Below are 25769 nucleotides of genomic sequence, written 5' to 3' on the forward strand. Positions count from 1 at the left end.
GGACGGTTCGTCAGTCCAGTCCAGCGTGCCGCCCTCGGCGACCCGGTCGGCGATCGGCCGCACCGAGACGACCGGGGCCGGATCGTCGTCCTGGACGGTCACCCCACCCAGGTAGTCGCCGATGACCAGGCCCTTCTCGGCCTTGGCCAGCACGTGGTGCGACTCGCCCTCGCCGTACAGGATGTCGCCGGTGACCTCGACCGGCACCGGGATGGCGCGGTCGCCGGGCCGCACGGTGGCCAGCCACGACGTCGTCTCGTTCGTGGTGCTGTCGACCTGGAAGAGCCGCACCACGCCGCCGCCACGCCCGGTGACGTCGACCGGCACCTGGTAGGTCTTGGAGCCCGAGTCGCCCCTCGACGGCCTGGATGCTGCCGATGTCGATGCGCGGCAGGCCGGTCTCCTGCGGGTCGGGGGTGCCGGGGTTCCAGCCCCACGCGTCGAGCAGCCACGCACTGCCGGCCGCGGTCCGCGGGGTGAGCTCGACCGTGGCGGCGGGCGGCGGGGTGAGCGTGTCCATGGCGGCCCGGCTGACGCCCTCGCCGCCGCGCGAGTGCCCCATCAGGAACACCTTCGACAGGTCGGCGCGCGGGGCGGCCCGGACGATGGCCGGCGCGGTCGCCCGTCCCGATCCGGCCCAGTCGGCCCACTTGGCCAGGTGCAGCCGGACCAGCGAGGAACGGGCCTGCGCGCCACCGTCGTCGAGCGCGTAGTCCTGGCCGTTGATGCCGTTGGCCGAGATCGACACGGTCACGTAGCCCTGCGAGGCCAGCAGCTCCTGCGCCTGCAGGTAGCCGCGGTAGCTGGGGATCGGGTCGGTGCCGGCCGGGCACGGCCACTCCTGCGGCACGTCCTCGTCGGCGCCGCGGTAGCAGACCGTGTGCCGGCCGTGCAGGAAGAGCGCGAGCGGCCGGGCGCCGGGCGCGTTACGCGGTGCCACCACGACGGCCCGCATCTCGACGTCGGCCGGGAACTCGGGGAGCTTGACGCCCGGCAGGTCGTACTCGCCGGAGATGGTGGTGAAGGGGCCTTTCACCCCGGGGTCGACCGGGTTGGCGGCGGCGAGCGGCGGAGCGGCCGCGACCGCCGTGGCGCGCTTGGCGGCCGGGGCGGCGGCGTCGAGGCGCTTACCTCCGGCCCGTACCGAAAGGTTGTCGACCTTGGCGGCCCGCCCCGCGAAACGGGTCGGCGTGGCAGGTGGGGTTACTGTTGCGCGATGAGCAAGCGGCCGGAGGGCACCTGATGAGAACGGGTGCCGCGGCCGGTCACACCGGCTACTTCCACGAGGCCCTCTGTTTCTCCTCGGACGCCGAGCTGATCGCCGCGGCCGTCCCGTTCCTGGTGGACGGGGCCGCGGCCGGCGAACCGGCGGTGGTCTCGCTCGGCGAGCGCGACGCGGAGCTGATCCGGGCCGCGCTGCCGGCCGGCGCCGAGGTCGACTTCGTCGCCGGCGGTGCGGTCTATGCGCGGCCGGCCACGGCCATCCGGTCGTACCGGAAACGGCTCGCCGACTACGTCGCCGGCGGCGCGTCCCAGATCCGGATCGTCGGCGCGGTGCCGGCGGATTTCGCGACCTGGGACTGGTGGGGCCGGTACGAATCGGCCATCAACCGGGCCTACGACGATTTCCCGCTCTGGAGCATGTGCGTCTACGACACCCGCACCACCGCGGCGCCGGTGCTGGCCGACGTGTTGCGCACCCATCCGCGCCGGGCGCTGCCGGACGGCCGGCACGTGTCCAGCGCCACCTACACCGACCCGGTCCGGTTCCTCAGCGAGGCACGGAACCCGGTGCCGGACCCGTTGCAGGGCGCCGAGCCGCTGGCCGATCTCGTCGATCCGGCCCTGTCCGACGCCCGCCGGGTGGTGCGCGCGGCCGACCGCGGTCACCTGGCGGATCAGGACCTCGACGATCTGGTGGTCGCGGTCAGCGAGGTGGTGGCGAACGCCCAGCGGCACGGCCGCGGCCCGGTCCGGTTGCGGCTGTGGTCCGGTGCCGGCCGGATCGTCGTGACGGTCACCGACGCCGGGGCGGGTCCGGCCGATCCGTTCGTCGGCCTGCTGCCCTCGGGCGACGGTGCGGACGGCGGGCTCGGCCTGTGGATCGTCCATCAGTCGTGCAGCCACGTCGCCCTGCACCGGCACGCCGACGGCTTCACCGTCCGGCTCACGGCTGGTGCCCTGCACCACTGACGGCACCATACGATCCGACATTTCGGGCAAAGAGCGAAATCTCCGAACGGGATCTCCTGCCGCCCAGGCCCCCGCATAGTGAGGGCATGGGCCGGATGCGGCGAAATTCGCCCGGAAGGGGACAGTCGTGAGCACGATGACCATTACCGGCGCTGGCGTATCGGCACCGCGCCGCCGACCGTCACTCGCTGATCTCAGCGTCAACGTCAAGGTGCTCTTCGCGGTGGCCGTCGCGGCCTTGGTCGCGCTGGTCGTCGGGATCACCGGGCTGGTCTCGCTGGGCAACGCCAGCGACTCGGCGCAGTTGATCTACAAGAGCAACGTCGCGAGCGTGAAGTCGGTCGGCCAGATTCGGTACTGGGCGACGCAGACCCGCTCGGACACCGCCAATCAGGCGCTGTCGGTGACCGCGGCGACGACCCAGCAGTTCGCCGAGGCGGTCGCGACCGACATCGAGAGCTTCGACGCGGCGCTGACGGCCTACCGGACCAGTACTCCCGCCGCGAGCTCGGCGCTGATCGGCGAGGTGGCGACCCTCTGGGCGGCCTACGTCGACATCATCAAAACCAAGCTTCTCCCGGCCGGTGAGCGCAACGACCTGGCGGGGTGGGCCGCGATCCGGACCAGCGAGGCGCTGCCGGTGCTGAACAAGCTCTACCCCGCGCTGACCAGCATGGACGAGGCGGAGACCGGGGACGCGGCCCGTAACGCCGCGGCGGCCAAGTCGGGCTACGAGTCCAGCCGCACCACGGCGATCATCGTGCTGACCGTCGGCCTGGTGGTCGCCATGGCGCTGGGCTTCATGGTCACCCGCAGGATCGTGGCGTCGCTGACCAAGGTGACGTACGTGTGTGACGGGCTCGCCGACGGCGACCTCACCCGCACCACCGGCCTGGACACCCGGGACGAGCCCGGCCGGATGGCCCGCTCGCTGGACACCGCGATGGGCCGGCTCCGGCAGACCGTCGCCACCATCGAGGGGTCGGCCGCCTCGCTGGCCGGCGCCTCCGAGCAGATGACCAGCACCGCGGCGCAGATCGCCACCTCCGCCGAGCAGGCCTCGGCCCGGGCCCAGACGGTGTCGGCCGCCGCCGAGCAGGTCTCCCGCAGCGTCGACACGGTCTCCGCGGGCAGCGAGGAGATGGGCGCGTCGATCCGGGAGATCTCCCAGAACGCGTCCGAGGCCGCCCGGGTCGCGTCCGAGGCGGTCACCGTCACCGCCGCCACGTCGGCCACGATGAACAAGCTCGGCGCCTCCTCGGCCGAGATCGGCAACGTCATCAAGACGATCACCTCGATCGCCGAACAGACCAACCTGCTCGCCCTCAACGCCACCATCGAGGCGGCCCGGGCCGGCGAGATGGGCAAGGGCTTCGCCGTGGTCGCCAGTGAGGTCAAGGACCTCGCCCAGGAGACCGCCCGGGCCACCGAGGACATCTCCCGCCGGGTCGAGGCGATCCAGTCCGACACCAGCGGCGCGGTCGCCGCCATCGAGGAGATCTCCACGGTGATCGAGCGGATCAGCGACTTCCAGACCACGATTGCCTCGGCGGTGGAGGAGCAGACCGCCACCACCGCCGAGATGAACCGCAGCGTCGCCGAGGCGGCCGGCGGCGCCGGCGAGATCGCCCGCAACATCACCGGGGTGGCCGAGGCCGCCCGGATGACCAGCCAGGGCGTGGCCGAGACCCAGCAGGCGACCACCGAGCTGGCCCGGATGTCCACCGAGCTGAGCGGCCTGGTCGCCACCTTCCGGATCTGAAGACCCACCACCGCGGTTGCAGGATTGCGCAATCTGCGGGCCCAGGGTTCCGTTCACCGTCGATCGATGGTGTCCTGATCTCGCCGGTCAACACGGGGGCGACCGGAACGGGGTTCGGTGGGGGTGAGCAATGCCGACGGATCGGGGGACGATTCCGGCGCTTACCCGATGGGGCTTTTCGGCCGACGCCGACCTGGTCTATCGCGCACTGAATCTGCTGGGCCCGGCCGACGGGCGCCGGCTGGCACGTGAGCTCGGCCTGGCGCGGATCCGGACGAAAGCCGCGCTGGACGAACTCGCGGCCGCCGGAGCGACGGTGGCCGCCGGAAGCACGTGGGGGGCACGACCTCCGGCCGAGGTCGTGCGTCGCCTCCGGCGGCGGCCGTCGCCACCACCACCGGCGGCCGAGCGGTGGCGGCAGCACTTCGCCACCATCGACGGCATCGCCGCGGCCTGCCGGCCCGAGATGCCGGGGCGGCTGTGGCCGACCCGGGCGGCGACCCGAAAACGGGTGGCGCAACTGGCCACCGGGGAGCGGCACGAACACCTGACGATCAACAACGAGCCGGTGGTGAGCGCCGAGTCGAAGTCGGCCGGCGAACCGCTGGACCGGCGGCTGGCCGCCCGGGGGGTGCGGCTGCGGGTCATCGCCCGGGGCGAGATCGCGGCCGGGACGATGCCGCTCGGCCCGGTCCGGCACATCGCGGCACCACCGGTGAAGCTGATGGTTTTCGACCGGCAGGTGGCGCTGTTCCCGGCCGACCCGCTCGACCTCGAGCGGGGTTATGTCGAGGTCGCCGACCGAGGATTCGTGGCGGCCCTGTGCACGTTGTTCGAGCGGCTCTGGGACGAGGGCCTCGATCCCTATCGCCGTCAGGAGGTGTTTCCGATCGACCTGTCGCCGCGAGAGAGCGCGTTGGTCGGTCTTCTCGCTCTGGGCCACACCGATCTGACGGCGGCGGAAGAGCTCGGGCTGAGCCCGCGCACCGTCGCGTACACGATGCGCGCCCTGATGGACCGGCTGGGTGTGCAGAACCGCTTCCAGCTCGCGCTGGCGCTCGGTGCCGCCGGCGCGGTGCGGCCGGAGCCCTGGACCACCGAGGAGAACGGACCGAGATGATCAGAAAGACCCTGGCCTGGATCCTGGCGGTGACCACGGCGCTGCTGGTGATCCGGCCCGGGGCGGCCCAGGCCACCAGCATCACCGCCTACTGAATCACTCGCGGGTGGCGAAGCCGGTGCGGTAGGCGACGACCACCGCCTGCACCCGGTCGCGGACGCCGAGCTTGGTGAGGATCCGGGCGACGTGCGTCTTGACCGTCGTCTCGGCCACCACCAGCTCGGCGGCGATCTCCGCATTGGACCGGCCGCGCGCGATCAGCCGCAGCACGTCCAGCTCGCGCTCGGTCAGCGCGGCCAGCTCGGCCGGCGTGCCGGTGACCGGGGCGGGCGCGGCGAACCGCTCGACCAGCCGCCGGGTGATCGACGGCTCGATCAGTGAGTCGCCGGTGGCGGCGGCCCGCACCGCGGCGATCAACCGGCTGGACGGGGCGTCCTTGAGCAGGAAACCGGCCGCGCCCGCGCGCAGCGCGCGATAGACGTACTCGTTCTGGTCGAAGGTGGTCAGCACGACCACCGTGGGCGGGTCGGGCTGCCGGAGGATCTCCTCGGTGGCGGCCAGCCCGTCGAGCTCGGGCATCCGGATGTCCATCAGGACCACATCGGGCTTGGCCTGCCGGGCCTGCCGGATCGCCTCGGTGCCGGTGGCCGCCTCGGCCACCACCTCGATGTCGCCCTCCGCCTCCAGGATGACCCGGAAGCCGGTGCGCACGAGCGTCTGGTCGTCGGCGACCAGGACCCGGATCTTCGGTGGCATGCAGGGGATTCTCCCGGGCCCGGCGTCGTCGGTGGGTCCTCCGTGCGGATGATGCCCGCGCCAAACATCGTCCTTGCGGCAGACGATGGCTACCAGCGCCGATCCCTAGCGTCGTGGGCATCAACCACTCCGTTCAGGGGGAAGACAATGAAGACGATCCGGCCTCTCGACTACGTGCTCGCGGCTCTGATGACCGCCCTCGGTGTGCTGCTGATGTGGGCGAACATCACCGCCGGCGACGACCCCTCGCTGATCCATCCGGTGTCCACCACCTCGTGGCTGATCGTGCCGGCGTTCCTGCTGGTCACCGTGCCGATCCTGGCGCGCCGGTGGAACATCGCCGCGGTCGTCGGGATCACCGTCGCCGCCACCGCCCTGCACGTGCTGGCGTTCGACTGGCTCACCCGCTGCGGCGCGGTCCTGCCGCTGTCGTTCGCCCTCGCGTACGCCACCGCCCGCTTCGCCCGCACCCGCCGCGACCATCTCCTCAGCCTGGCCGGCCTGGTCGTCCTGCTGGTGGTGACGCTGTGGCACGACTCGTCCGCCGACCTGGCCGGCGCCCTGCCGATCGCTCTTCCCGGTGTCGCCCTCTTCTACGGGGCCGGGTTGCTGGTCCAGAATCGGGTCAGCAAGAGGACGAAGCAGCCGGCTCCGGCCGCCGCCGAGCGCGCGACCGTCTGAAGGGGCGCGATCATGGTTGAGGTCTTCCGTGGGGTCAGGGGCCGCGACTGGCTGCTCGCGGGAGGCCTCACCGCGCTCGGCGCCGTGCTGGCGGTGATGAACGTCGTCGCGCCCGACGCCGACACCGCGCAAGAGGTCGCGGCGGGCACGATGGCCCATTCCACCGATTCACATTCGTGGTGGCAGGTGCCGGTCTTCGTCGCCGCGTTCGTGCCGGTGCTGTGGTGGCGGCGCGGCGTCCTGGCGGTCACCGGCGTCTCGCTCGGCGTCATGGTGCTGCACGACCTGCTCTTCGGCTGGGTCACCCGATGCGGTGCCGCGCTGCCGCTGACGTTCGTACTCGCGTTTCTCGGGGCGCTGTCCTACGGGCGTACCAAAGCCTGGGTCTGCGGTTTGTGGTGTCTTGCCGAAACGGTCGCCGTGCTGGTGGTGGACTCGTCGGCCGGGACGGAAGCCCTGGTCCTGGCCCTGCCGGTGGTGCTGATCGTCTTCGGCGTGGGCCGGGCCGCCCGGCACCGCTCGCTGCTGAACCGGCAGCTCACGGCGCGCGACGAGGAGTTGCGGCAGTTGCGCGACGATCGGGCGGCGCTGATCGTGGCCGACGACCGGGCGCGGCTGTCCCGGCAGCTGGACGGGCTGTTGCAGGAGCGCCTCGACGAGTTGACCAGGGCGGCCGAGACGGCTCTGGATCTCGCGCCGGAGCAGGCCCGGGCCGAGTTCGAGGCGATCGAGCGGGGCAGCCGGCAGACCATGGACGACATGCGGGAGATCGTCGGGCTGCTGCGCGGGGGAGAGGTGGCCCTGGCCCCGGCGCCGACGGTCGCGCACCTCGACGCGCTGCTGGCCCGGCATCATTCGCCGCAGTCCCGGCTGACCGTCAGCGGTGATCCGCGATCGCTGCCGGCGACGGTCGAGCTGTCCGCCTACCGGATCGTGGAGTACCTGGTGACCGCGCTCGCCGACCGCCCGGTGCAGGTGTCGATCCGGTTCGACGACGAGGCGCTGGAGATCCAGGTGCAGGGCACCGTCGGCCGCGGGTCGGAGGTGCGGGCGGCCGTCGCCCGGGTGCGCGAGCGGGCCAAGCTGCACGCCGGCTCGGTGGACGTGAAGCTCGCCCGGGGTTCGGCCCGGGTGGTGGCGCAGCTGCCCGTGCTGGGGTGAGCCGGGTGCCGATCCTGCTGGTGTTTCTGCTGGTGGTCGCGCCGACCGCGTGGCACGGCTGGCCGGACACCGCCGGCGGCAACCTGCTGACCGCCGGCCTGATCGCGGCGGGCCTGAGCCTGTGGTGGTGGCGCACGCACCCGCGGACGGTGGCGCTCGCCGGCGGCACGTTCTGGCTGGCGGCCGCGGCACTCGGCGGGTACGGCTGGTTCCCCGACCTCGCGTTCGTCCTGATGGCGCTGCTGTCCACGGTGGCCGCGCTGGGCTTCCGCAGCTACTGGACCGGCGCCTGCCTGGCCGGTTATCTCGTCGTCCTGTTCACCGTGCTGCACCTGGTCACCGGCGAGAGCAACCCGGTCCCGCTGATCATCTTCGGGGTGCCCGGCTTCTTCGCCGGCACCGTGCTGCGGCTGCGGCGGGAGACGGCCGAGCAGCTCGCCGAGCGCAACCGGGAGCTGGAGGAGGAGCGCGAGCTCTTCACCGACCTCGCCCTGCGGCACGAGCGGGCCCGGATCGCCGCCGAGCTGCACGACATCATCGGCCACGCGATCAGCGTGATGATCATCCAGGCGGCGGCCGGGCAGCGGCTCGTCGACCGCGACCCGGAGCGGGCCCGGCAGGCGTTCGAGGCGATCGCCGAGTCGGCCCGGCAGGGACGCGGCGACCTGCAGCGCCTGGTCGATCTGCTCGGCGGCACCGAGGTCGGCGGGCCGGATCTCGCCCTGATCGACGAGGTGGTGACCCGGGCCGCCCGCAGCGGTCTCGACGTGTCCTGCCGCTTCGAGGGTTCCCGCGACGGGGTGGCCGCGCCGGTCGCCCACCTCGCCTTCCGCGTCGTGCAGGAAAGCCTGACCAACGCGCTGCGGCACGCCCCGGGCTCGGCGGTGCGGGTCACGGTGAGCGGTGCCGAGCGAGTTCTTACCGTACGCGTGGAGAACGACCCCGCCGGACCGGACCGTTCCGGCCTGCCGGGCACCGGGCGCGGCCTGACCGGGCTGCGTGAACGGATCCAGGAGCAGGGTGGTCAGCTGGCCGCCGGCCCGACCGGGGACGGCGGCTGGCTGGTGCGGGCCAGGCTGACCGCTACTGCAAACCCGTCCGGACCGACGTGATGCGGTGGGTGTTGAAGCCCAGCCAGTGCATCCGGCCCACGTAGCGGGCGTGCTCGATCTTGAGGCAGCGGTCCATGACCACGGTCAGGCCGCCCTCCTCGGCGATCCGCGCGCCCTCGGCGTTGATCACGCCGAACTGGGTCCACAGCGTGCCGGCCCCGATCGCCACCGCCTCCCGGGCGATCTCCGGCAGCGCGCTCGGCGCCCGGAAGACGTTGACCACGTCGACCGGCACCGGCACGTCGCGCAGGCTCGGGTAGCTGGTCTCGCCGAGGATCTCCGGCTCCCGCGGGTTGACCGGGACGACCTGATAGCCGTGCCGCTTCAGGTAGTACCCGACGAAGTAGCTGGCCCGCAGCGGATTGTTGGACAGGCCGACGATCGCGATGGTCCGGGCGTTGTGCAGCACCCGCTGGATGTCGGTCACGTCCTGGTATCGCGTCATTTCGCTGCCACCCCCGCCAGGGCCTTCTCCAGGTCCCAGATCAGATCCTCCACCGATTCGGTGCCGACCGACAACCGGACCGTCCCCGGGCCGACCCCGGCCGCCCGCAGCTCCTCCTCGCTGAGCTGGCGGTGGGTCGTGCTGGCCGGGTGGATGATCAGGCTCTTGGCGTCGCCGATGTTGGCCAGGTGCGACCAGAGCGTGACGTTGCGGATCAGGTCCTGCCCGGCGTCGCGGCCGCCGTCGAGGTCGAACGAGAAGACCGCGCCCGCCCCGAGCGGCAGGTATTTCTCCACCAGCGGCCGGTAGCCGCTGGACGGCAGGCCCGGATAGCCCACCCGGGTCACCAGCGGGTGCGACTCGAGGAACGCCGCGACCTTTCCGGCGTTCTGGACGTGGCGTTCCATCCGCAGCGACAGCGTCTCCAGGCCCTGCAGGAACAGGAACGCGTTCAGCGGGGCCAGGGTGCCACCGAGGTCGCGCAGCGTCTCGGCGCGCAACTTCATCAGGTACCCGTACGTTCCGAAGGTCTCGTGGAACTGCAGGCCGTGATAGGCGGGCGACGGGTCGGCGATCACCGGGAAGCGGCCGTTCGACCAGTTGAACGTGCCGGCCTCGACCACCACGCCGCCGATGCTCGTGCCGTGCCCGCCGATGAACTTGGTCGCCGAGTGGATGACGATGTCGGCGCCCCACTCGATCGGGCGGCACAGGTACGGCGTCGCGAACGTGTTGTCGACGATCAGCGGCAGGTCGTGCTGGTGCGCGATGCCGGCGATCGTCTCGATGTCCAGCACGTTGCCGCCGGGATTGCCGATCGTCTCGCCGAAGAACGCCTTCGTGGTCGGCCGGACCGCCTTGCGCCACTCCTCCGGGTCGTCCGGATCGACCCAGGTCAGCTCGACGGTCATCTTGCGCAGCAGGTGCTTGAGCTGGTTGACCGTGCCGCCGTAGAGCGCCGACGACGCGACCACGTGGTCGCCCGGCTCGAGCAGCGTGAACAGCGCCGCCGCCTGGGCCGCGATGCCGCTCGCGAAGGCCACCCCGCCGGAGCCGCCCTCCAGGTTGGCCACCCGCTCCTCGAAGACCGCCACGGTCGGGTTCATGATCCGCGAGTACGTGTTGCCGTACTCCTGGAGGTTGAAGTAGGCCGCCGCCGACTCCGGATCCTCGAACACGTAGCTGGTGGTCTGGAAGATCGGCACGGCGCGGGCGCCGGTGTTCGGTTCGGGTCGCTGGCCGGCGTGCAGCTGGCGGGTCTCGAACCCGAAGTCGTGCTCTTCCTCGTTGCGATAGGTGCTCATGCTCTTCCCAGGAACTGGCGGACGATGGGGGTCTGCCGGGCTTCTTCCAACAGGAAACAGTCGTGGCCGTAGGGCGCGTCGATCAGGTGGAAGTCGACCGGCTTGCCGGTCTCCCGCAGGGCCTGCTCGATCTCGATCGACGCGGCCGGCGGGTAGAGCCAGTCCGAGCTGAACGCGATCAGCAGGGTCCGCGCCTCGACCCCGGCGAGCGCCTCGGCGAGCGTGCCGCCGTGCTGGCGGGCCAGGTCGAAGTAGGTCAGCGCCCGGGACAGCCGCAGATAGGTGTTGGCGTCGAAGCGCCGCACGAACGAGTCGGCCTGGTGGTCGAGGTAGCTCTCGATCTCGAACTCGGGCACCCCGATCGTGTACCGCACGTCGTCGGCGGACTGCAGCCGGCGGCCGAACCGCTCGCCGAGCGCGGGCGCCGACAGGTAGGTGACGTGCCCGACCATCCGGGCCACCCCCATGCCGGACTCGGGGGCCCGGCCGGTGCCGTAGTAGTCGCCGCCCTGCCAGGCCGGGTCGCGGGTGATCGCCTCGCGGGCGATCGCGTTCCAGGCCACCCCCTGGGTGTGCAGGGCGTGGGTGGAGGCGATCACCACGATCGAGTCCACCTGTTCGGGGTACATGACCGCCCACTGCAGCGCCTGCATCCCGCCCAGCGAACCACCGGCGACGGCGGCCAGCCGCTCGATGCCGAGTTCGTCGAGGAAGGCGCGCTCGCAGCGGACCATGTCGGCGACGGTGACGACCGGGAAGTCCGACCCGTACGCCCGGCCGGTGTCCGGGTTGATCGAGGACGGGCCGGTGGTGCCGCGGCAGCCGCCCAGCAGGTTGGTGGAAATGACGAAATAGTGGTCGGTGTCGAACGCCTTGCCCGGCCCGATCATCCCGTCCCACCAGCCCAGGGCCTTGCCGGCGGCACCGTCGCGGCGCTCGGCGGCGAACCCGTCCCGGGTGCTCGCGGCCGGAGCTGTGCCCGAAAGACCGGCCGCATGGGCGTCGCCGCTGAGCGCGTGGCAGACCAGAATGGCGTTGTCACGCTCGGGGGAAAGAGTGCCGTAGGTTTCGTAGGCCACCCGGACAGCGCGCAGCTCGCGCCCGCAGTCGAGCGGCAGCGATGCCGGCAGGTCGAGAAACTGGGTGTCGACGCTGCCGACCGAGTCGGCCGGAAGTGTCGAGGGTGACGCCATGCGGGGGATGATAGCTAGGCGGCGTCTGCGCAGGCCAGTATGTTTGGCGATATCCCCTATGGGTTTACTGGGATAAATGGGCGAAAGGGAGCGATCATGACGACCGTGGACAACGGCGTGAACGTGCAGGCACTGCTGGATGCGCGCGAGGTCCTCAAGGGCGCGCCGGAGGCGGCCCAGTTCACCTGGCGGGCATCGTCCAAATGGCAGAACGGTGTGCACAGCACCGCGACCGTGGAGAAGTTCTTCGGCCTCGGGGCGGAGCAGACCCACAAGACCGCGTCGACCTTCTCGGCCGACCACCCGGCGGTCTTCGCCGCCGAGGACAACGGCATCACCCCGATCGAGTACCTTCTGGTCGGCCTGGCCAGCTGCCTGACCGCCGGGGTGGCCTCGGTCGCGCAGAACCGCGGCATCCAGCTGCGCTCGATCGAGTCCACCGTCGAGGGCAACCACGACATCCGGGGCATTCTCGGCGCCGACAGCGACGTCCGGAACGGCTACAACGACATCAAGGTGACCTTCAACATCGACGCCGACGCGTCGAAGGAGGAGATCGAGGCCCTGGTCGCGCAGTCGCAGAAGCGCTCGGCGGTCTACGACGCCCTGAGCAACCCGACCGACATCACGGTCGAAGTAGCCTGAGGCGGGCTGTCGAGCAAGGGCGGGCCGAACCATCGAACGCGTCACCACGGTAGTCATCGGCGCCGGGCATGCCGGCCTGGCCGCCAGCCGCTTCCTCACCGAGCATGGGGTCGACCATGTCGTGCTCGAGCGCGGCGAGGTGGCCAACTCGTGGCGGCGCGAACGCTGGGATTCGCTGCGCCTGCTCACGCCCAACTGGCTGAGTCGCCTGCCGGGTCTGGACTACGACGGTCCCGACCCGGACGGGTTCATGACGACGGGCGAGGTGGTCGAGTTCATCGAGCGCTTCGCCCGGGTCGCCGCGGCGCCGGTGCGCGCCGGCGTCGAGGTCACCGCGGTGCGGCCGGCCGACGACGGTTACCACGTCGCCACCGACCGGGGTGATCTCCATTGCCGGGCGCTCGTGCTGGCCAGCGGCGCCTGCAACCTGGCCACCGTGCCCGCCCTGGCGGCCGGCGTGCCGCCGGAGGTGCACCAGCTGACCCCGCTCGGCTATCGCGGTCCCGGCCAGCTGCCCGACGGCGGCGTGCTGGTCGTCGGGGCGTCCGCGACCGGCGTGCAGCTGGCCGCCGAGCTGCGGCGGTCGGGCCGGCCGGTGACCCTGTCGGTCGGCGAGCACGTGCGGCTGCCGCGCGTCTACCGCGGCCGCGACGTGCACTGGTGGATGCACGAGTCCGGCGTGTGGGACCAGCGCTGGGACGAGATCGACGACCTCGACCGGGCTCGCCGGCTGCCCTCGCCGCAGCTGGTCGGCACCCCCGAGCGCGGCACCCTCGACCTCAACGCGCTGACCGCGCTGGGTATCGAGCTGGTCGGCCGGTTCGCCGCGGTCCGGGACGGCACCGCCCTGTTCTCCGGCGGCCTGCGCAACGTGTGCGCGCTGGCCGACCTGAAGATGAACCGCCTGCTGGCCACGTTCGACGAGTGGGCCCTGGGCGCCGACGTGGGCCCGTCGGAGGAGTTCGCGCCGACCGCGGTCGCCAGGGCGACCCGCCTGAAGCTCGACCTGCGCGGCGGCGAGTTCAGCACGGTCATCTGGGCGACCGGCTTCCGCCCCGACTACCGCTGGCTGGACGTGCCGGTGGTCGACCCGAAGGGCCGGCTGCGCCACGACGGCGGCGTGGTCGACGCCCCCGGCCTCTACGCCCTGGGCCTGCCGATGCTGCGCCGCCGCCGCTCGTCCTTCATCAACGGCATCGAGGACGACGCCCGCGCCGTGATCGACCACCTGGCCCGGAAGCTGTAGCGACGCTAACGGACGTGTCCGGTGAGGAGCATCCGCTCGGCCACTCCCAGCACCGTGTCGCTCAGCTTGCCGAGCGCCGCCAGCAGGATGATCGCGAGCAGCATCACGTCGGTGCGGCCGGTGTTCTGGCTGTCGATCAGCAGGAAACCCAGGCCCATCGACGACGCGATCAGCTCGGCCGCGACCAGGAACAGCCAGCCCTGGGCCAGGCCCAGCCGCAGGCCGGAGACGATCGCCGGGGTGGCCGCCGGGAACAGCACGGTGCCGAGCAGCCGGACGCCGGACCGGCCGTAGGCGTGGCCCACCTCGACCAGGTGCGGGTCGATGTGGGCGACGGCGCTCGACACCGTCGTGTAGACCGGGAAGAACGCGCCGATCGCCACCAGCACGATCTTCGGGGTCTCGCCGATGCCGAGCCAGAGCAGCAGCAGCGGCACCCAGGCCAGCGACGGCACCGCGCGGATCGCCTGCACGGTCGGCGAGAGCAGCGCGCGGGCCGGGCGGGACAGCCCGACCAGCCCGCCCAGCGCCAGGCCGAGCGCCGAGCCCGCGGCGAAGCCGATCAGCACCCGCTGGGTGCTGATCGCCACGTGATGCCACAGCTCGCCCCGGCCGATCAGCTCGCCGACCGCGGACAGGACGTCGGCCGGCGGGGGCAGCTGCGCCCGCGAGTAGACCCCGGCCGACGCCGCCCACTGCCAGGCGAGCACGAGCAGCAGCGGCAGGATCAACCCCACCGCCCAGACCGGCGATCGCCGGCCCGGGGTCAGCCTCACGGATTGGCCCGCGCGGTCGCGAACTTCGGCTCGAACAGCGTCTCGATCGCGGTGCGGGCGTCCTGCTCGGACTTCACGTTCGCGTCGGCGACCAGCACCGGGAGGATCTTCTCGAAGACCGCGCGTTGGGCCGCGCCCGGCACCGGGTCGATGTCCAGCTTGGTGCGCTGGGTGAGGACCAGCTTCGCCACCTCGGGGGAGATCTTCGCCTCCCGCGCGTACAGCGCCACCGCGTCGGCCGGATTGTCCGAGATCCACTTGCGGGCCCGCTCGTAGGAGTTCACCACCGCCTGCACCACGTCCGGGTGAGCGGTGGCAAATTCTTCCCGGGCATTGAGTACGCCGTAGGAGTTGAACGCGACGTTGCGGTAGATCAGCTTCGACCCGGCCTCGAGCTCGCTCTGCGCCATCAGCGGGTCGAGCCCGGACCAGGCGTCGACCTGCCCGCGTTCGAGGGCGGTCCGGCCGTCGGCGTGCTGGAGGTTGACCACGGTCACGTCGGCCGGCTTGAGCCCGGCCTGGTCGAGCGCCTGGAGCAGGAAGAAGTAGGGGTCGGTGCCCTTGGTCGCGGCGATCCGCCTACCCCGCAACCCGGCCACCGAGGTGATCGCCGAGCTCTTCGGCACCACGATCGCCGCCCACTCCGGCTGGCTGAAGACGTCGATGGTCCGGATCGACGACCCGTTCGCCCGGGCCACCAGGGCGGCCGCGCCCGCGGTCGAGCCGATGTCGAGGGCGTTGCCGCGCAGGCCCTCGTTGGCCTTGTTGCTGCCGGCCGAGAGCTGCCAGCTGACCGTCACGCCCTTGGCGGCGAGGTCGGTCTCCAGCCACTTCTGCTCGTGCAGCACCAGGCTGGCCGGGTTGTAGTAGGCGTAGTCCAGCCGCAGCGCGACCTCAGCCTTTTTGCTGGCCGGCGTGTCCTCGCCCTGCACACAGCCGGCCAGCAGCGCCGAGACGGCCGTCACCGCGATGGCGAAGCGGGTGATCCGCATAGGTCTTCCCTTCATCGTTCCGGAACGCCGACGCCCAGCTCGGCCAGCAGGGCGACACGCAGGGCGGCCAGCTCGGCGTCGCCCCGATCGCGGGGGCGGGCCCCGGGCACCGCCTGGATCAGCCGGACCGTGGCCGGGCCGTCCGGGGTGGACCCGGGCGCGCCGAGCAGCACGATCCGGTCGGCGAGGTGCAGCGCCTCGTCGACGTCGTGGGTGACCATCAGGACCGTGGTCCCGGCGGCGCTCCGCACCTCGGCCAGCAGGTCCTGCATGCGCAGGCGGGTGAGCGCGTCGAGGGCGGCGAACGGCTCGTCGAGCAGCAGGACGCCGGGCCGGCGGGCGAGCGCACGGGCGAGCGCGGTCCGCTGGGCCATGCCGCCGGAGACCTGCCGCGGGCGGTGCCGGGCGAACTCGGTGAGGCCGACCACGCCGAGCCAGTGCGCGACCTCCTGCCGGGCGCGCGGGCCGGTCACGTCGCGGGGCAGGCCGTACGCGACGTTGCGTTCGAGGGTGCGCCAGGGCATCAGCCGCGGCTCCTGGAAGACGACCGCGCAGCGCGGCTCGATCCCGCGCACCGGCCGGCCGTCGACCAGCACGGTGCCGGCGGTCGGCGTGTCCAGCCCGCAGGCCAGGCGCAGCAGCGTCGACTTGCCGCAGCCGGACGGGCCGAGCAGCGCGACCACCTCGCCGGCCGCGACGCTCAGCCGCACGTCGCCCAGCACCGCACGACGCCGCCCACCGGTGGTGAAGTCCCGGCCCACGCCGGCGATCTCCAGCGATACCGCACCGGTTCGCGCGGGCATCGATGTATCGACATCGATCATGGCCGCGACTATACCGGCAAATCCCATAGAATCACTAGGTTAAGCGGCCAGCGGCCGCAGCCCGTCCGCGGTCACCAGATAGGCGCCCGCCAACTCGGGCCCGGCGGCCAGACCGAGGACGGCGGCGCCCACCGACTCCGCCGTCGGCACCGTGCTCAACGCGGCCCGGTCGGCGCCGTACGCCGCGATCGCGACCTCGCCGATCGTGGTGTCCGGGGTGATGCCGGGCAGGATCGTCGTCATCGCGATGCCCAGGCCACTCGCCTCGGCCGCCGCGTAGGCGGTGATCAGCCGGACCGTCGCCTTCGCGCCCGCGTAACCGCCGCTGAGCGGTGATCCGCGCAGCGAGGCCGCACTGCCGAAGACGACGACCCGGGATCCGGGTGCCAGCGGTACGCGCAGCGCCGCCCGCAGCCAGACGAAGGCGATCCGCACGTCCGCGTGCCAGTTCACCGAGAACGTCTGCCAGGTCTGCCCGGCCAGCGGGCCCATGCCCGGGACCGCCCCGGCCGTGATCACCAGGAGATCGGGCCGCCGGTCGGCCAGGACCTTGGCGGCGAGGTCCTCGTCGGTGGCATCCCCCTGGACGCCGTCGGTGGTGGCCCGGGCCACCACGGTCACCTGCGCCCCGGCCGCGCGGGCCGCGTCGGCGACGCCGAGACCGAGGCCCCGGCTGCCGCCGACCACCACGACCGACTTCCCGGCTATTACTGTCATCGTTTCCTCCAAAGCGTCGGGTTCAGCTATGGAGATCCGATCCGGCTGCGAGATTCACCGGCTGCCCGAAGATTCCGAACAGCTCCGGCTGCAGGAAGATGTGGATCCGCCGGATGCCGCCGCGGTCCGGTTCGAGGACCTGCAGGGCGTGCGCCTCGCCGCCGGCGTACAGCGCATAGGTCGGCTGGCCGTTGGCGAGCGGGGTCACCGGCCGCATGGCGAACCGGCCCGGCTCCCGCAGGACGTGCGTGCCGAGGAAGCCGAGCACCGGGTCGCGGCCCGCGAACCAGGTGGCGTGCGGCGGCATCTCCAGGGTGACGTCCTCGCGCAGCACCGCGGCGAGCGCACCTACATCGGCCCGGGTGAACGCGTCCACGTATCGCCGCAATCGGGTTTGGGTTTCGGGGTTGCCGGGTTCGCTGATCTCGTCCGGGTCGGGCGCCTCCCGGGCGATCCGGTCCCGGGCGCGGCGCAGCGCACTGTTCACCGCGATCGTCGTGGTGCCGAGCGCCGCGGCCACCTCGCCGGCCGAGAAACCCGCGACGTCCCGCAGGAGCAGCGCCGCCCGCTGCGGGGCCGGCAGATGCTGCAGCGCGGCCACGAACGCCAGCCGCACCTGCGCCCGGGTGCCGGCCTCGTCGGCCGGGTCGATCGGCAGCGGCCCCAGCCAGCGGATCTCGGCGGGAGCCGGGCGCGCCGGGCGCTGCCAGTCCGGCTCGGCGCCGCCCAGCGCGGCCGGCAGGACCCGCCGTTCCAGGGAACGCAGGCACACGTTGGTGGCGATCTGATAGAGCCAGGTCCGCACCGACGACCGATGCTCGAAGCGGTCGAAGCCGCGCCACGCGCGCAGGAATGCCTCCTGCACGGCGTCCTCGGCGTCCGGCGCCGACCCGAGCATCCGGTAGCAGTGCGCGAGCACCTCGCGCCGCAGCGGCCCGGCGACCGCCGCGAAATCCGTTCCGTTCACGTGGGTTGGACCCGCCGGACCGGCGGAACTCACCGGCCCGGCAGTGAACTTTTTTCAACGTGGCGAGGGCGGCAGCGCCCGGCGCCGATCATCGTGCCGGAACCGCAGGCCCGTTGCCAGGTTGACAAAGGTTCATCTTTTTAGGTGGCCGGCAGGATCAGGACCTGGCCGGGGATGATCCGGTCGGGGTTGGTGAGGATGGCCCGGTTCAGCGCGAAGATCTCCGGCCAGCGGGCGGCCGCGCCGAGTCGCGCGGCGGCGATGCCGCTGAGGGTGTCGCCGCGCTGGACGGTGTACAGCCGCGGGATGCTGCCGACCGGCTGCTTCGGCGGCAGGACGAAGACCTGGCCGGGGAAGATGCGGTCGGGGTTGCGGATGACGGCCTGGTTGAGCGCGTAGATCTGCGGCCACCGGTTGGCGGCGCCGAGCCGGGTGGCGGCGATGCTGCTGAGCGTGTCGCCGGCGGTCACCGTGTAGGTCACCGGGGCCTGGGTGGTCGGCAGCACGCCGGCCAGCCGCAGGATGTCGGCGAGCTCGAAGCTGCCGGGCTTCGCGGCCGGCAGCGACGGCGTCCAGCCCGGTTGCGCCAGGATCGAGTCGGCGCTGCGCCGCACCAGGCCGACCAGGACCTCGGCGACCAGCGTGCTGCCGACCGGGCCGAGGTGCGCGCCGTGGTGGAAATGCCTCGCCTCGGCGAGGACGTAGAACCACAGTGGCGTACGGAACTGGAAGCCGCCCGCCTCGATCGCGATGCGCTGCTCGGCGCTCGTCGCGGCGGCCAGCACGTCGTCCTTGGTCAGCACCGGCACGCCGAGGTGCTCGGCGACCGCCTGCCCGGTCGGCAGCCGCAGCCGGTAGCCGCGCAGCAGGTTGCGCACCGCCAACCGGGCCGCCAGGTCGGGCGTCTCGGTGTCGCCGGTCAGCGTCTTCAGCGCGAACAGCGCCCGGAACTCGTTGTCCTTGAACGTGGCCAGGCTCGGGTCGAGCCGCCGGGTCTTCATGACCGCCGGGCCGTCGCCGATGATGTCGCCCCACTGGATGATCCAGTTTTCCGGGAGCGTGTCGAAGCTGCCGAGCTGGCCGCTGAGCGCGGTGAAGGTGAACAGCAGCTCCAGCGTCGCCGGGATGCCGCCGCCGGTGTTGAAGTTGCTGTTGAAGTCGTACGCCGTACGCACCATCGAGTGGCCGAACCGGTAACCCGCCACCGAGAACTCCAGCGGCATGAAGGACGGCTCGGACAGCGGGTCGAACCAGCGGTTCCCGTTGGCCACCACGTCGTCCACGATCGCCGGGTCGGCGACCCGCTTGAGGTAGTCGTGCACCACCACGTGCTGGTAGTGCTGGCGCAGCACCCGGCGCGCCCCGGCGAACGACAGCCCCTGCTCGACCAGCGCGTTGTGCGCCCGCAGGAACGCCACGTGCAGCTGCGAGATGATCAGATTCTCGTCGTTGCGCGGGTCGCCGATCACCGCGGCCCGGTCGTGCTCGATGTTGCCCTCGTCGCGCGGCTCGCGCGGCAGGTCGAGGAAGTCGTCGGCGCCGGTGCCGGGCGGCCGGGCGAACGGCGGGTTCGGGTTGCCCAGCAGGGTGACCCGGCCGAGCTGCATCCGGTCGCCGTTCGCCGGGTCGTGCGGGGCCGGCAGGCCGTAGACGCTGTCCAGGTCGAGCGTGGGCGTGCGGTGGTTGAGCAGGGCGTTGCGGATGGCGGCCAGGGTGAGCGGGGTCATCGCCGGGTCGAGCAGCTGGGCCATCGTGGCCGAGCCGAAGCCCTGCTGGATCTCCAGGGTGATGTCGTGATCGACGAACTGCCCGAAGTACGTGTACGCCGCCGGGATCGTGCTGTCGTCGCCGGCCGCGTCGGTGTCCACCATGGTCGAGCCGAGGTTCTTGAGCAGCTCCGGCGTGCCGGCGGCGGCCGGCAGCAGGTTGGCCTCGTCGTCCTGCAGATCGGGGAAGAGGAAGTCGAAGCTCTGCCCGTCCACCGAGCGGGCCAGCGCGAACCCGGCCGCTGCTTCGGCGCCGGCCGCGGCGAGACCCGACTCGGCCTTTCTGAGGTCGTTCTCCGTGATTGATCGTCCGTGCCCGAGACGCGGCATGGTCCACCCCCGTTGGTTTCCGAATGCCGGTGACGATACGTAGTCAACTCGTGTCCGGCAGGCAGGAAACCGACAGCGCGACCGCGAACTGACGCGACTGCGGTCGGCCGATCACGTCAGCCGACGTGCTTGTCGAACCATTGCCGCAGCGGGCGGCTGGTCCGGAAGAGGGTGACGATGCGGTCCTTCGCGGCCGCGGTGCCGAGCCAGGCGGCCGGCGGCCACTCCTGCCACGTGGTCAGCCCCTTGTGCCGCAGCAGTTCCACCCGCGGATGATCCTTCGGGATGCCCCGGGGTGCCGTCTTCAGGCTGCCGTGGCCGTGGACCGTGACGCCGGCCCGCTCGATCTCGGCGATCAGCGCGACGAGATCGGGGCCGGTCCGCGGGTCGGCCACCACCCGGCGGTAGCGCTCCAGCTGCTCGGGCGACATCTGGTACATGCCGCAGCCCGCGGCCAGGCCGTCGCCGGACAGCTGGACATAGCCGCCGAACGAGAGCCAACCCCCGAGATGATTTTTGTACGGCGTCTTGTCCCTGCTGAACCGCACGTCCCGGTACGGCCGGAAGATCTTGCCCGGCCCGAATTCCGGCTCCAGCTCGGCGAGCAACTCGGCCATCGGCCCGCGCACCTGCTCCTCGTAGAAGGGCTGGTGCGCGGTCCAGTAGGTCTTCGAGTTGTCGGCGACGAGCCCGTCGTAGAACTCCAGTGCTTCGCTCGGCCACCCTCGGAACGTCACGCGGAGTAGGTTACGGCGCGGCGTTGAGCAAATCGAGAGCACTGTGCTGACAGCTGTGATTGGTGCCGCGGAACACCCCGGCCCAGTGCGACCCGTACGCATCGAGGGTGTCCCGGTCGTTGGCGTACGCGCTGTCGGCGTTGCGCTGCAGGTAGGCGCTGTAGGCGCCGCCGGTCGCCGAGTTGAGCACGCCCAGCCCGCGGATCGCCGCCCCCTTGAACGACACCCCGTCACCACTGCACGCGTCCGGCTCGTTCGGCTCACGCAGGATGCCGCCGGGGGAGAGGTAGCCGCTGGTGGTCATCGCGTCGCCGATCCGGCGGGCGGTCGTGATCAACCCGCCGTCCCCGGTCAGCCGATTGAGCTCCACCAAAGCATTGATCAACACCCCTTGGTTGTACGTCCATGTCACGTCACCGTTGTTCTTGCAGGTGCTCAGGTTGACGCCGTCGTTGACGAGATTCGAGCCGTTGAGCATCCCGGTGCCCTGGAACCAGGACCAGTCGGCCAGGGCCCGCTGCCGATAGACCGTGTCACCCGCGATGCGCCGGCTGAGCGCGGCGTTGAGCTGGATGAACAGGCTGTTCGGGATGGCGTTCTTGGCCGTCCGGGCGGTGTTCCACCAGACCCCGCCACCACACGTGGTGTCCCAGTAGCTGTACATCCAGTCGGCGTCGGCGCGGGCGGTGTTCAGGTAGCGGCTGTCGCCGGTCAGGTCGTAGGCGGCCACCCAGGCCAGGCCCCACCAGCCGGTGTCGTCCAGGTATTCGTTGCGGAACTGCCCCGACCTCGCGGTGACCTGCTTGTCGTAGGTGCTCGCCACGGCGTACCGGTAGCTGTTCATGCCGCTGCGCCGGATGTTGTCGATGATGGCGGTGAGCGCGTTGGCGCCGGTCCACCAGCCGTTGGTGTCGAACAGGCCGGTGCCGCGGTCGAACCGCATCATCAGCGCGGTGGCGGCCGCGGTGCGCCGGTCCCACGCGTTCCAGTTGCTCCGGGTCCAGGCGGTGCAGGTGATCTCGGGCCGGTCGCCGGCCTTGCCGCAGGCGCGCAGCGCGCCGACCCCGTTGCTGCCCCAGTCGTCGACGTTGAACTGGCCGGTCCGCCAGCCACCGGAGCCGCTCGGAACGGTGGTGTCGCCGAGCTTCGAGCCGTCCGCCCAGCTCCGGCCGCCGTCGAAGGACCGGTCCAGCCACACCTCGTCGCCGGCCTGCCCGTTCTCGATCGAGGCCCAGGCCATCGCGTCGACGTCGTTGACGTGCACCTTGACGACCCGGCCGTAGATGCTGCCGGTCACCGGGGTCCGGTCGGCGGTCGCGAGGCCGGCGTCCCGGCCGTCGCAGTAGCGGTTGCAGACGGCGGCCGATGCGGCTTGGACTGACGTGAAAAGGGTCGCGGCCGTAACCAGGGCGGCGGCACCGGCGCTGAGCTTCATAAAGTTAACAAAGCTGTTAGATCGCCGTACGTCAATGGAAAGCCTCGGGGGCCGCCCCTTCGGGCAGCCCCCGAGGTCTACTCAGTCGCCCTGAACCTACTCGGATCGATCGATACGGCTGGCTTCGGAGAATCTCCGGCTTTTAAGGCCCTGTTATGAAAGCCGAGGTTACGGTCCTGGCAGTCAGTGATCCGACAACCCGATCGAGGTACCAATGGGGTCCGTCATGACCGATGCACGCCCGCGGCCCGCGCTTCCACTCGACCTGCTGATCGAGCGCAAGCTCGACTACGTACGGCTCGACGACGCGATCGTCCTGAGCCTTTCCGGCGGCGGCCAGGTCCTGATCGAGACCTGCGCGCAGCTCACCGGCCCGCACGGCCGGTTCCTGGTCGAACCGGGAGTGGCCACGTCGGACATCGTCGCGACGCTGCTCGGCGACCTGGTCCGCGACGCGCGGGTCAGCGACACCGGCGATCTGCGGATCACCTTCGACAGCGGCTCGGAGCTGCTGGTCGAGGCCGACCCCGAGGTCGAGTCGTGGGCGTTCGTCGGCCCGGACGGCCTGCTGGTCGTCTGCCTGGCCGGCGGCGAACTGGCCCGCTGGCAGCGCTAGCGGCTGTTGAGGAAGCCCAGCACGACCGCCGTCCACCAGCCCAGCTGGGAGAGGGCGGTCGCGGCGACCGACCGGGCGAGCAGCGCGGCCGACGGGTGCGGCCGGGGCGCGACCGCCACCACCGCGATCCAGCACAGCACGACGGCCGCCCCGCGCCCGACCGGCAGCGCGTGGCGCCGGTGCTGCCCGACGTGATTGACCACGAAGGGGAGACGGCCGGGTGGCCCCCGGACAACACAAATTCAGCGCGGACGAGCCCGGCCGGTGCAGAAACCGGCCGGGCTCGTCCGTGCTGTCGCAGAGATCAGACCAGGTCGAACCGGTCGAGCTCCATGACCTTCGTCCAGGCCGCGACGAAGTCGGCCACGAACTTGTCGCGGGCGTCCTCGCTGGCGTAGACCTCGGCCAGGGCCCGCAGCTGCGAGTTGGAGCCGAAGATGAGGTCGGCCGCGGTGGCGGTCCACTTGACCTCGTCGGTGGTCACGTCGCGGATCTCGAACACGTGCTCGTCGGACGCCGACGCCACCCACCGGGTGCCCGGCGAGAGCAGGTTGGCGAAGAAGTCGCCGGTGAGTACGCCCGGCTGGTCGGTCAGCACGCCGTGCGCGCTGCCGCCGGCGTTGTTGCCGAGCGCCCGCAGGCCACCGATCAGGACGGTCATCTCCGGCGCGGTCAGGTTGAGCATGTACGCCCGGTCGACGAGCAGCACCTCCGGCTGGGTCTTCTCGCCCGGCCGCAGGTAGTTGCGGAACGCGTCGGCGCGCGGCTCCAGGACGCTGAACGACTCGACGTCGGTCTGCTCCTGGGTGGCGTCGGTGCGGCCGGCCCGGAACGGCACGGTCACCTTGTGGCCGGCGTCGCCGGCCGCCTTCTCGACCGCGGCCGAGCCGGCCAGCACGATCAGGTCGGCGAGCGAGATCTGCGCCCCGCCGGCCGCGTTGAACTCCTGCTGGATGCCTTCGAGGGCGGTCAGCACCTCGGCGGTCCCGGCGTTGACCGCCCAGCTGCGCTGCGGCTCGAGCCGCAGCCGGGCACCGTTGGCGCCACCGCGCTTGTCGGTGGACCGGTAGCTGGCGGCCGACGCCCAGGCGGTGCCGACCAGCTGCGCGGTGGTCAGGCCGGAGTCGAGCACCTTGGCCTTGAGGGCGGCCACGTCGGCGTCGCTGACCAGCGTGCCCTCGGCGGCCGGGACCGGGTCCTGCCAGAGCTGGGCCTCGGGGACCCACGGGCCGAGGAACCGGGCGACCGGGCCCATGTCACGGTGCAGCAACTTGTACCACGCCTTGGCGAAGGCCAGCGCGAACGCCTGCGGGTCGGCCAGGAAGCGACGCGAGATCGCCTCGTAGGCCGGGTCGACGCGCAGCGACAGGTCGGTCGTCAGCATCGTCGGCTTGTGCTTCTTGGCCGGGTCGTACGCGTCCGGGATGATCTCGTCGGTGGTCTTGGCGGTCCACTGCTTCGCGCCACCGGGGCTGGTGGTGAGCTCCCACTCGTACCCGAAAAGGATCTCGAAGAAGCGGTTGCTCCACTGGGTCGGCTTGTCGGTCCAGGTGACCTCGAGGCCGCTGGTGATCGAGTCGGCGCCCTTGCCGCTGCCGTGCGTGCTCAGCCAGCCCAGGCCCTGCGCGGTGATCTCGGCGCCCTCGGGCTCCGGGCCGACGTGACCGTCGGCGACACCGGCGCCGTGCGTCTTGCCGAAGGTGTGACCACCGGCGATGAGCGCGACGGTCTCCTCGTCGTTCATCGCCATCCGGGCGAAGGTCTCCCGGATGAAGTGCGCGGCCTGCTCCGGGTTGGCGTTGCCGCCCGGGCCCTCCGGGTTGACGTAGATGAGGCCCATCTCGGTCGCGCCGACGCCCTCGTTCATGGTCTTCTCGGTGGCGTAGCGGCCGGCCAGCCAGGTGTCCTCGGGACCCCAGAAGATCTCCTCGGGCTCCCACACGTCGACCCGGCCGAAGCCGAAGCCGAAGGTCTCGAAGCCCATCGACTCCAGCGCCACGTTGCCGGCCAGCACCAGCAGGTCGGCCCAGGAGATCTTCTGGCCGTACTTCTGCTTGACCGGCCAGAGCAGGCGGCGGGCCTTGTCCAGGTTGGCGTTGTCGGGCCAGCTGTTGAGCGGGGCGAACCGCTGGCCGCCGTCGCCGGCGCCACCACGGCCGTCCTGGATGCGGTAGGTGCCCGCGGCGTGCCAGCTCAGCCGGATCATCAGGCCGCCGTAGTGACCGAAGTCGGCCGGCCACCAGTCCTGCGAGGTGGTGATCACCTCGGCGATGTCCCGCTTGAGGGCGTCGACGTCGAGCTTCGCGAACTCCTTCGCGTAGTCGAAGCCGGGCAGCGGGTTGCCCTTGGACGAGTGGGCGTGCAGCACCGACAGGTCGAGCTGGTTGGGCCACCAGTCACGGTTGGTGTGCGGACGCCCGCCGGTCTTCGGGGTCGGCGCGTCGATCGCCGGGTTCTCGCTCTCGCTGCCGTGCGTGGTCACGGAGTCGTGCGCGACCGGGCAGCCGGCTGCCGCGTTGTCCTGGGTGTCGCTCATCTGTTTCCTTCCAGACTGCCGGATGAACTGGGCTTGCTGCTGGTCGCGCAGGCGGGGCAGATGCCCCAGTAGACGACCTCCGCCTCGTCGATCACGTAGCCGTGATCGTCGGGAGCGGTGAGACAGGGGGAGTGGCCGGCGGCGCAGTCGATGTCGGCGATCGCGCCGCACGACCGGCACACGACGTGGTGGTGGTTGTCCGCCACCCGTGACTCGTAGCGGGCGGTCGCGCCCGCGGGCTGGATGCGGCGCACGAGACCGGCGTCGGTGAGTGCACGCAGTACGTCATACACCGCCTGGTGCGAGACCGTGGGGTGTTCCGCGCGGACCAGCTCGATCACCGTGTCGGTGTCGATGTGCTTGTGGTCGCGCAGCGCGGTGAGAACCGCCAGCCGGGGCCTGGTCACGCGCAACGAGGCCGACCGGAGCTGGGCCTCGAAGTCGGGTGTCACCCG

The 25769-nt window shown here is 71.6% G+C and carries 25 protein-coding genes; 9 read left to right on the forward strand and 16 right to left on the reverse strand.

Going from position 1 to position 25769, the window contains the following annotated elements:
• Positions 1-10: 10 nt before the first annotated feature.
• On the reverse strand, positions 11-1036 hold the full coding sequence (locus Adu01nite_RS12400) for an alpha/beta hydrolase family protein (RefSeq protein WP_203726767.1): 1026 nt from the start codon (positions 1034-1036) through the stop codon (positions 11-13).
• A gap of 206 nt (positions 1037-1242) precedes the next feature.
• Between Adu01nite_RS12400 and Adu01nite_RS12405 the strand changes: the two genes are divergently transcribed.
• The 3 genes from Adu01nite_RS12405 (at position 1243) to Adu01nite_RS12415 (ending at position 5075) form a co-directional block, all read left to right on the forward strand.
• Positions 1243-2193, forward strand: coding sequence for a sensor histidine kinase (locus Adu01nite_RS12405; RefSeq protein ID WP_203726768.1), 951 nt, complete (start codon positions 1243-1245; stop codon positions 2191-2193).
• 136 nt (positions 2194-2329) lie between these two features.
• Positions 2330-3955 carry a methyl-accepting chemotaxis protein gene (locus tag Adu01nite_RS12410; protein ID WP_203727015.1) on the forward strand — a complete coding sequence of 542 codons (1626 nt, stop codon included), beginning with the start codon at positions 2330-2332 and terminating at the stop codon, positions 3953-3955.
• A 130-nt stretch (positions 3956-4085) separates the two neighbouring features.
• On the forward strand, positions 4086-5075 hold the full coding sequence (locus tag Adu01nite_RS12415; RefSeq protein WP_203726769.1) for a helix-turn-helix transcriptional regulator: 990 nt from the start codon (positions 4086-4088) through the stop codon (positions 5073-5075).
• 96 nt (positions 5076-5171) lie between these two features.
• Here Adu01nite_RS12415 and Adu01nite_RS12420 read toward each other — a convergent pair whose 3' ends face one another.
• Entirely contained in the window at positions 5172-5831 is a 660-nt protein-coding gene (locus Adu01nite_RS12420; protein ID WP_203726770.1) for a response regulator, read from the reverse strand.
• A 147-nt stretch (positions 5832-5978) separates the two neighbouring features.
• Between Adu01nite_RS12420 and Adu01nite_RS12425 the strand changes: the two genes are divergently transcribed.
• From Adu01nite_RS12425 to Adu01nite_RS12435, 3 genes are read left to right on the forward strand one after another with little or no spacing between them, the layout of a single operon-like run.
• Positions 5979-6512: a hypothetical protein gene (locus Adu01nite_RS12425; protein ID WP_203726771.1), complete on the forward strand. Its 534-nt coding sequence runs from the start codon at positions 5979-5981 to the stop codon at positions 6510-6512.
• Between the two features lie 12 nt (positions 6513-6524).
• Positions 6525-7673, forward strand: a complete 1149-nt coding sequence (locus Adu01nite_RS12430; protein ID WP_203726772.1) for a sensor histidine kinase — start codon at positions 6525-6527, stop codon at positions 7671-7673.
• A gap of 5 nt (positions 7674-7678) precedes the next feature.
• Positions 7679-8785 (forward strand): sensor histidine kinase, encoded by a 1107-nt coding sequence (locus tag Adu01nite_RS12435; protein ID WP_203726773.1) that lies wholly within the window; start codon positions 7679-7681, stop codon positions 8783-8785.
• Here the strand turns inward: Adu01nite_RS12435 and Adu01nite_RS12440 are convergent.
• From Adu01nite_RS12440 to metX, 3 genes are read right to left on the reverse strand one after another with little or no spacing between them, the layout of a single operon-like run.
• A complete protein-coding gene (locus Adu01nite_RS12440; protein WP_203726774.1) occupies positions 8757-9230 on the reverse strand; it encodes a CoA-binding protein in 474 nt (157 codons plus the stop codon). The two genes, Adu01nite_RS12435 and Adu01nite_RS12440, sit on opposite strands and share 29 nt — an antisense overlap.
• A complete protein-coding gene (locus tag Adu01nite_RS12445) occupies positions 9227-10534 on the reverse strand; it encodes an O-acetylhomoserine aminocarboxypropyltransferase/cysteine synthase family protein (protein ID WP_203726775.1) in 1308 nt (435 codons plus the stop codon). The genes Adu01nite_RS12440 and Adu01nite_RS12445 overlap by 4 nt, the downstream gene beginning before the upstream one ends.
• Positions 10531-11727 (reverse strand): homoserine O-acetyltransferase MetX, encoded by a 1197-nt coding sequence (gene metX, locus Adu01nite_RS12450; protein WP_203726776.1) that lies wholly within the window; start codon positions 11725-11727, stop codon positions 10531-10533. The genes Adu01nite_RS12445 and metX overlap by 4 nt, the downstream gene beginning before the upstream one ends.
• A gap of 96 nt (positions 11728-11823) precedes the next feature.
• Here metX and Adu01nite_RS12455 point away from each other — a divergent pair, with 96 nt between their 5' ends.
• Together Adu01nite_RS12455 and Adu01nite_RS12460 are read left to right on the forward strand one after the other, a co-directional pair.
• Entirely contained in the window at positions 11824-12372 is a 549-nt protein-coding gene (locus tag Adu01nite_RS12455) for an OsmC family protein (protein WP_203726777.1), read from the forward strand.
• A 31-nt stretch (positions 12373-12403) separates the two neighbouring features.
• Positions 12404-13618, forward strand: coding sequence for an NAD(P)-binding domain-containing protein (locus Adu01nite_RS12460; protein ID WP_203727016.1), 1215 nt, complete (start codon positions 12404-12406; stop codon positions 13616-13618).
• A gap of 5 nt (positions 13619-13623) precedes the next feature.
• Here the strand turns inward: Adu01nite_RS12460 and Adu01nite_RS12465 are convergent, their stop codons facing one another.
• The 8 genes from Adu01nite_RS12465 to Adu01nite_RS12500 all read right to left on the reverse strand — a co-directional run bounded on the left by Adu01nite_RS12465 (position 13624) and on the right by Adu01nite_RS12500 (position 22162).
• Entirely contained in the window at positions 13624-14394 is a 771-nt protein-coding gene (locus Adu01nite_RS12465; protein WP_203726778.1) for an ABC transporter permease, read from the reverse strand.
• On the reverse strand, positions 14391-15386 hold the full coding sequence (locus Adu01nite_RS12470; RefSeq protein WP_203726779.1) for an aliphatic sulfonate ABC transporter substrate-binding protein: 996 nt from the start codon (positions 15384-15386) through the stop codon (positions 14391-14393). The genes Adu01nite_RS12465 and Adu01nite_RS12470 overlap by 4 nt, the downstream gene beginning before the upstream one ends.
• An 11-nt stretch (positions 15387-15397) precedes the next feature.
• Complete coding sequence (locus Adu01nite_RS12475) at positions 15398-16210, reverse strand: ABC transporter ATP-binding protein (protein ID WP_203726780.1); 813 nt, start codon at positions 16208-16210, stop codon at positions 15398-15400.
• 39 nt (positions 16211-16249) lie between these two features.
• Positions 16250-16927, reverse strand: a complete 678-nt coding sequence (locus Adu01nite_RS12480; RefSeq protein WP_203726781.1) for an SDR family oxidoreductase — start codon at positions 16925-16927, stop codon at positions 16250-16252.
• A 22-nt stretch (positions 16928-16949) separates the two neighbouring features.
• The gene (locus Adu01nite_RS12485; protein ID WP_203726782.1) at positions 16950-17894 is read right to left on the reverse strand and encodes an RNA polymerase subunit sigma-70; all 945 of its coding nucleotides are present in this window, start codon (positions 17892-17894) and stop codon (positions 16950-16952) included.
• Between the two features lie 140 nt (positions 17895-18034).
• Complete coding sequence (locus tag Adu01nite_RS12490) at positions 18035-19990, reverse strand: LysM peptidoglycan-binding domain-containing protein (RefSeq protein WP_203726783.1); 1956 nt, start codon at positions 19988-19990, stop codon at positions 18035-18037.
• A 116-nt stretch (positions 19991-20106) separates the two neighbouring features.
• A complete protein-coding gene (locus Adu01nite_RS12495) occupies positions 20107-20727 on the reverse strand; it encodes a DUF2461 domain-containing protein (RefSeq protein WP_203726784.1) in 621 nt (206 codons plus the stop codon).
• Positions 20728-20737: 10 nt separating this feature from the next.
• Positions 20738-22162 carry a glycoside hydrolase family 76 protein gene (locus Adu01nite_RS12500; RefSeq protein ID WP_203726785.1) on the reverse strand — a complete coding sequence of 475 codons (1425 nt, stop codon included), beginning with the start codon at positions 22160-22162 and terminating at the stop codon, positions 20738-20740.
• A gap of 226 nt (positions 22163-22388) precedes the next feature.
• On the opposite strand from Adu01nite_RS12500, the gene Adu01nite_RS12505 reads away from it, so the two are divergent.
• Positions 22389-22778, forward strand: a complete 390-nt coding sequence (locus tag Adu01nite_RS12505) for a DUF6188 family protein (protein WP_203726786.1) — start codon at positions 22389-22391, stop codon at positions 22776-22778.
• Here the strand turns inward: Adu01nite_RS12505 and Adu01nite_RS12510 are convergent.
• The 3 genes from Adu01nite_RS12510 to Adu01nite_RS12520 form a co-directional block, all read right to left on the reverse strand.
• Positions 22775-22981: a hypothetical protein gene (locus tag Adu01nite_RS12510; protein ID WP_203726787.1), complete on the reverse strand. Its 207-nt coding sequence runs from the start codon at positions 22979-22981 to the stop codon at positions 22775-22777. The genes Adu01nite_RS12505 and Adu01nite_RS12510 overlap by 4 nt on opposite strands.
• Positions 22982-23082: 101 nt before the next feature.
• Complete coding sequence (gene katG, locus Adu01nite_RS12515) at positions 23083-25314, reverse strand: catalase/peroxidase HPI (protein WP_203726788.1); 2232 nt, start codon at positions 25312-25314, stop codon at positions 23083-23085.
• Positions 25311-25766 (reverse strand): Fur family transcriptional regulator, encoded by a 456-nt coding sequence (locus tag Adu01nite_RS12520; protein WP_203726789.1) that lies wholly within the window; start codon positions 25764-25766, stop codon positions 25311-25313. Before Adu01nite_RS12520 ends, katG begins: the two co-directional genes overlap by 4 nt.
• Between the last annotated feature and the right edge of the window lie 3 nt (positions 25767-25769).

It is taken from the genome of Paractinoplanes durhamensis (assembly GCF_016862175.1).
Taxonomy (GTDB): Bacteria; Actinomycetota; Actinomycetes; order Mycobacteriales; family Micromonosporaceae; genus Actinoplanes; species Actinoplanes durhamensis.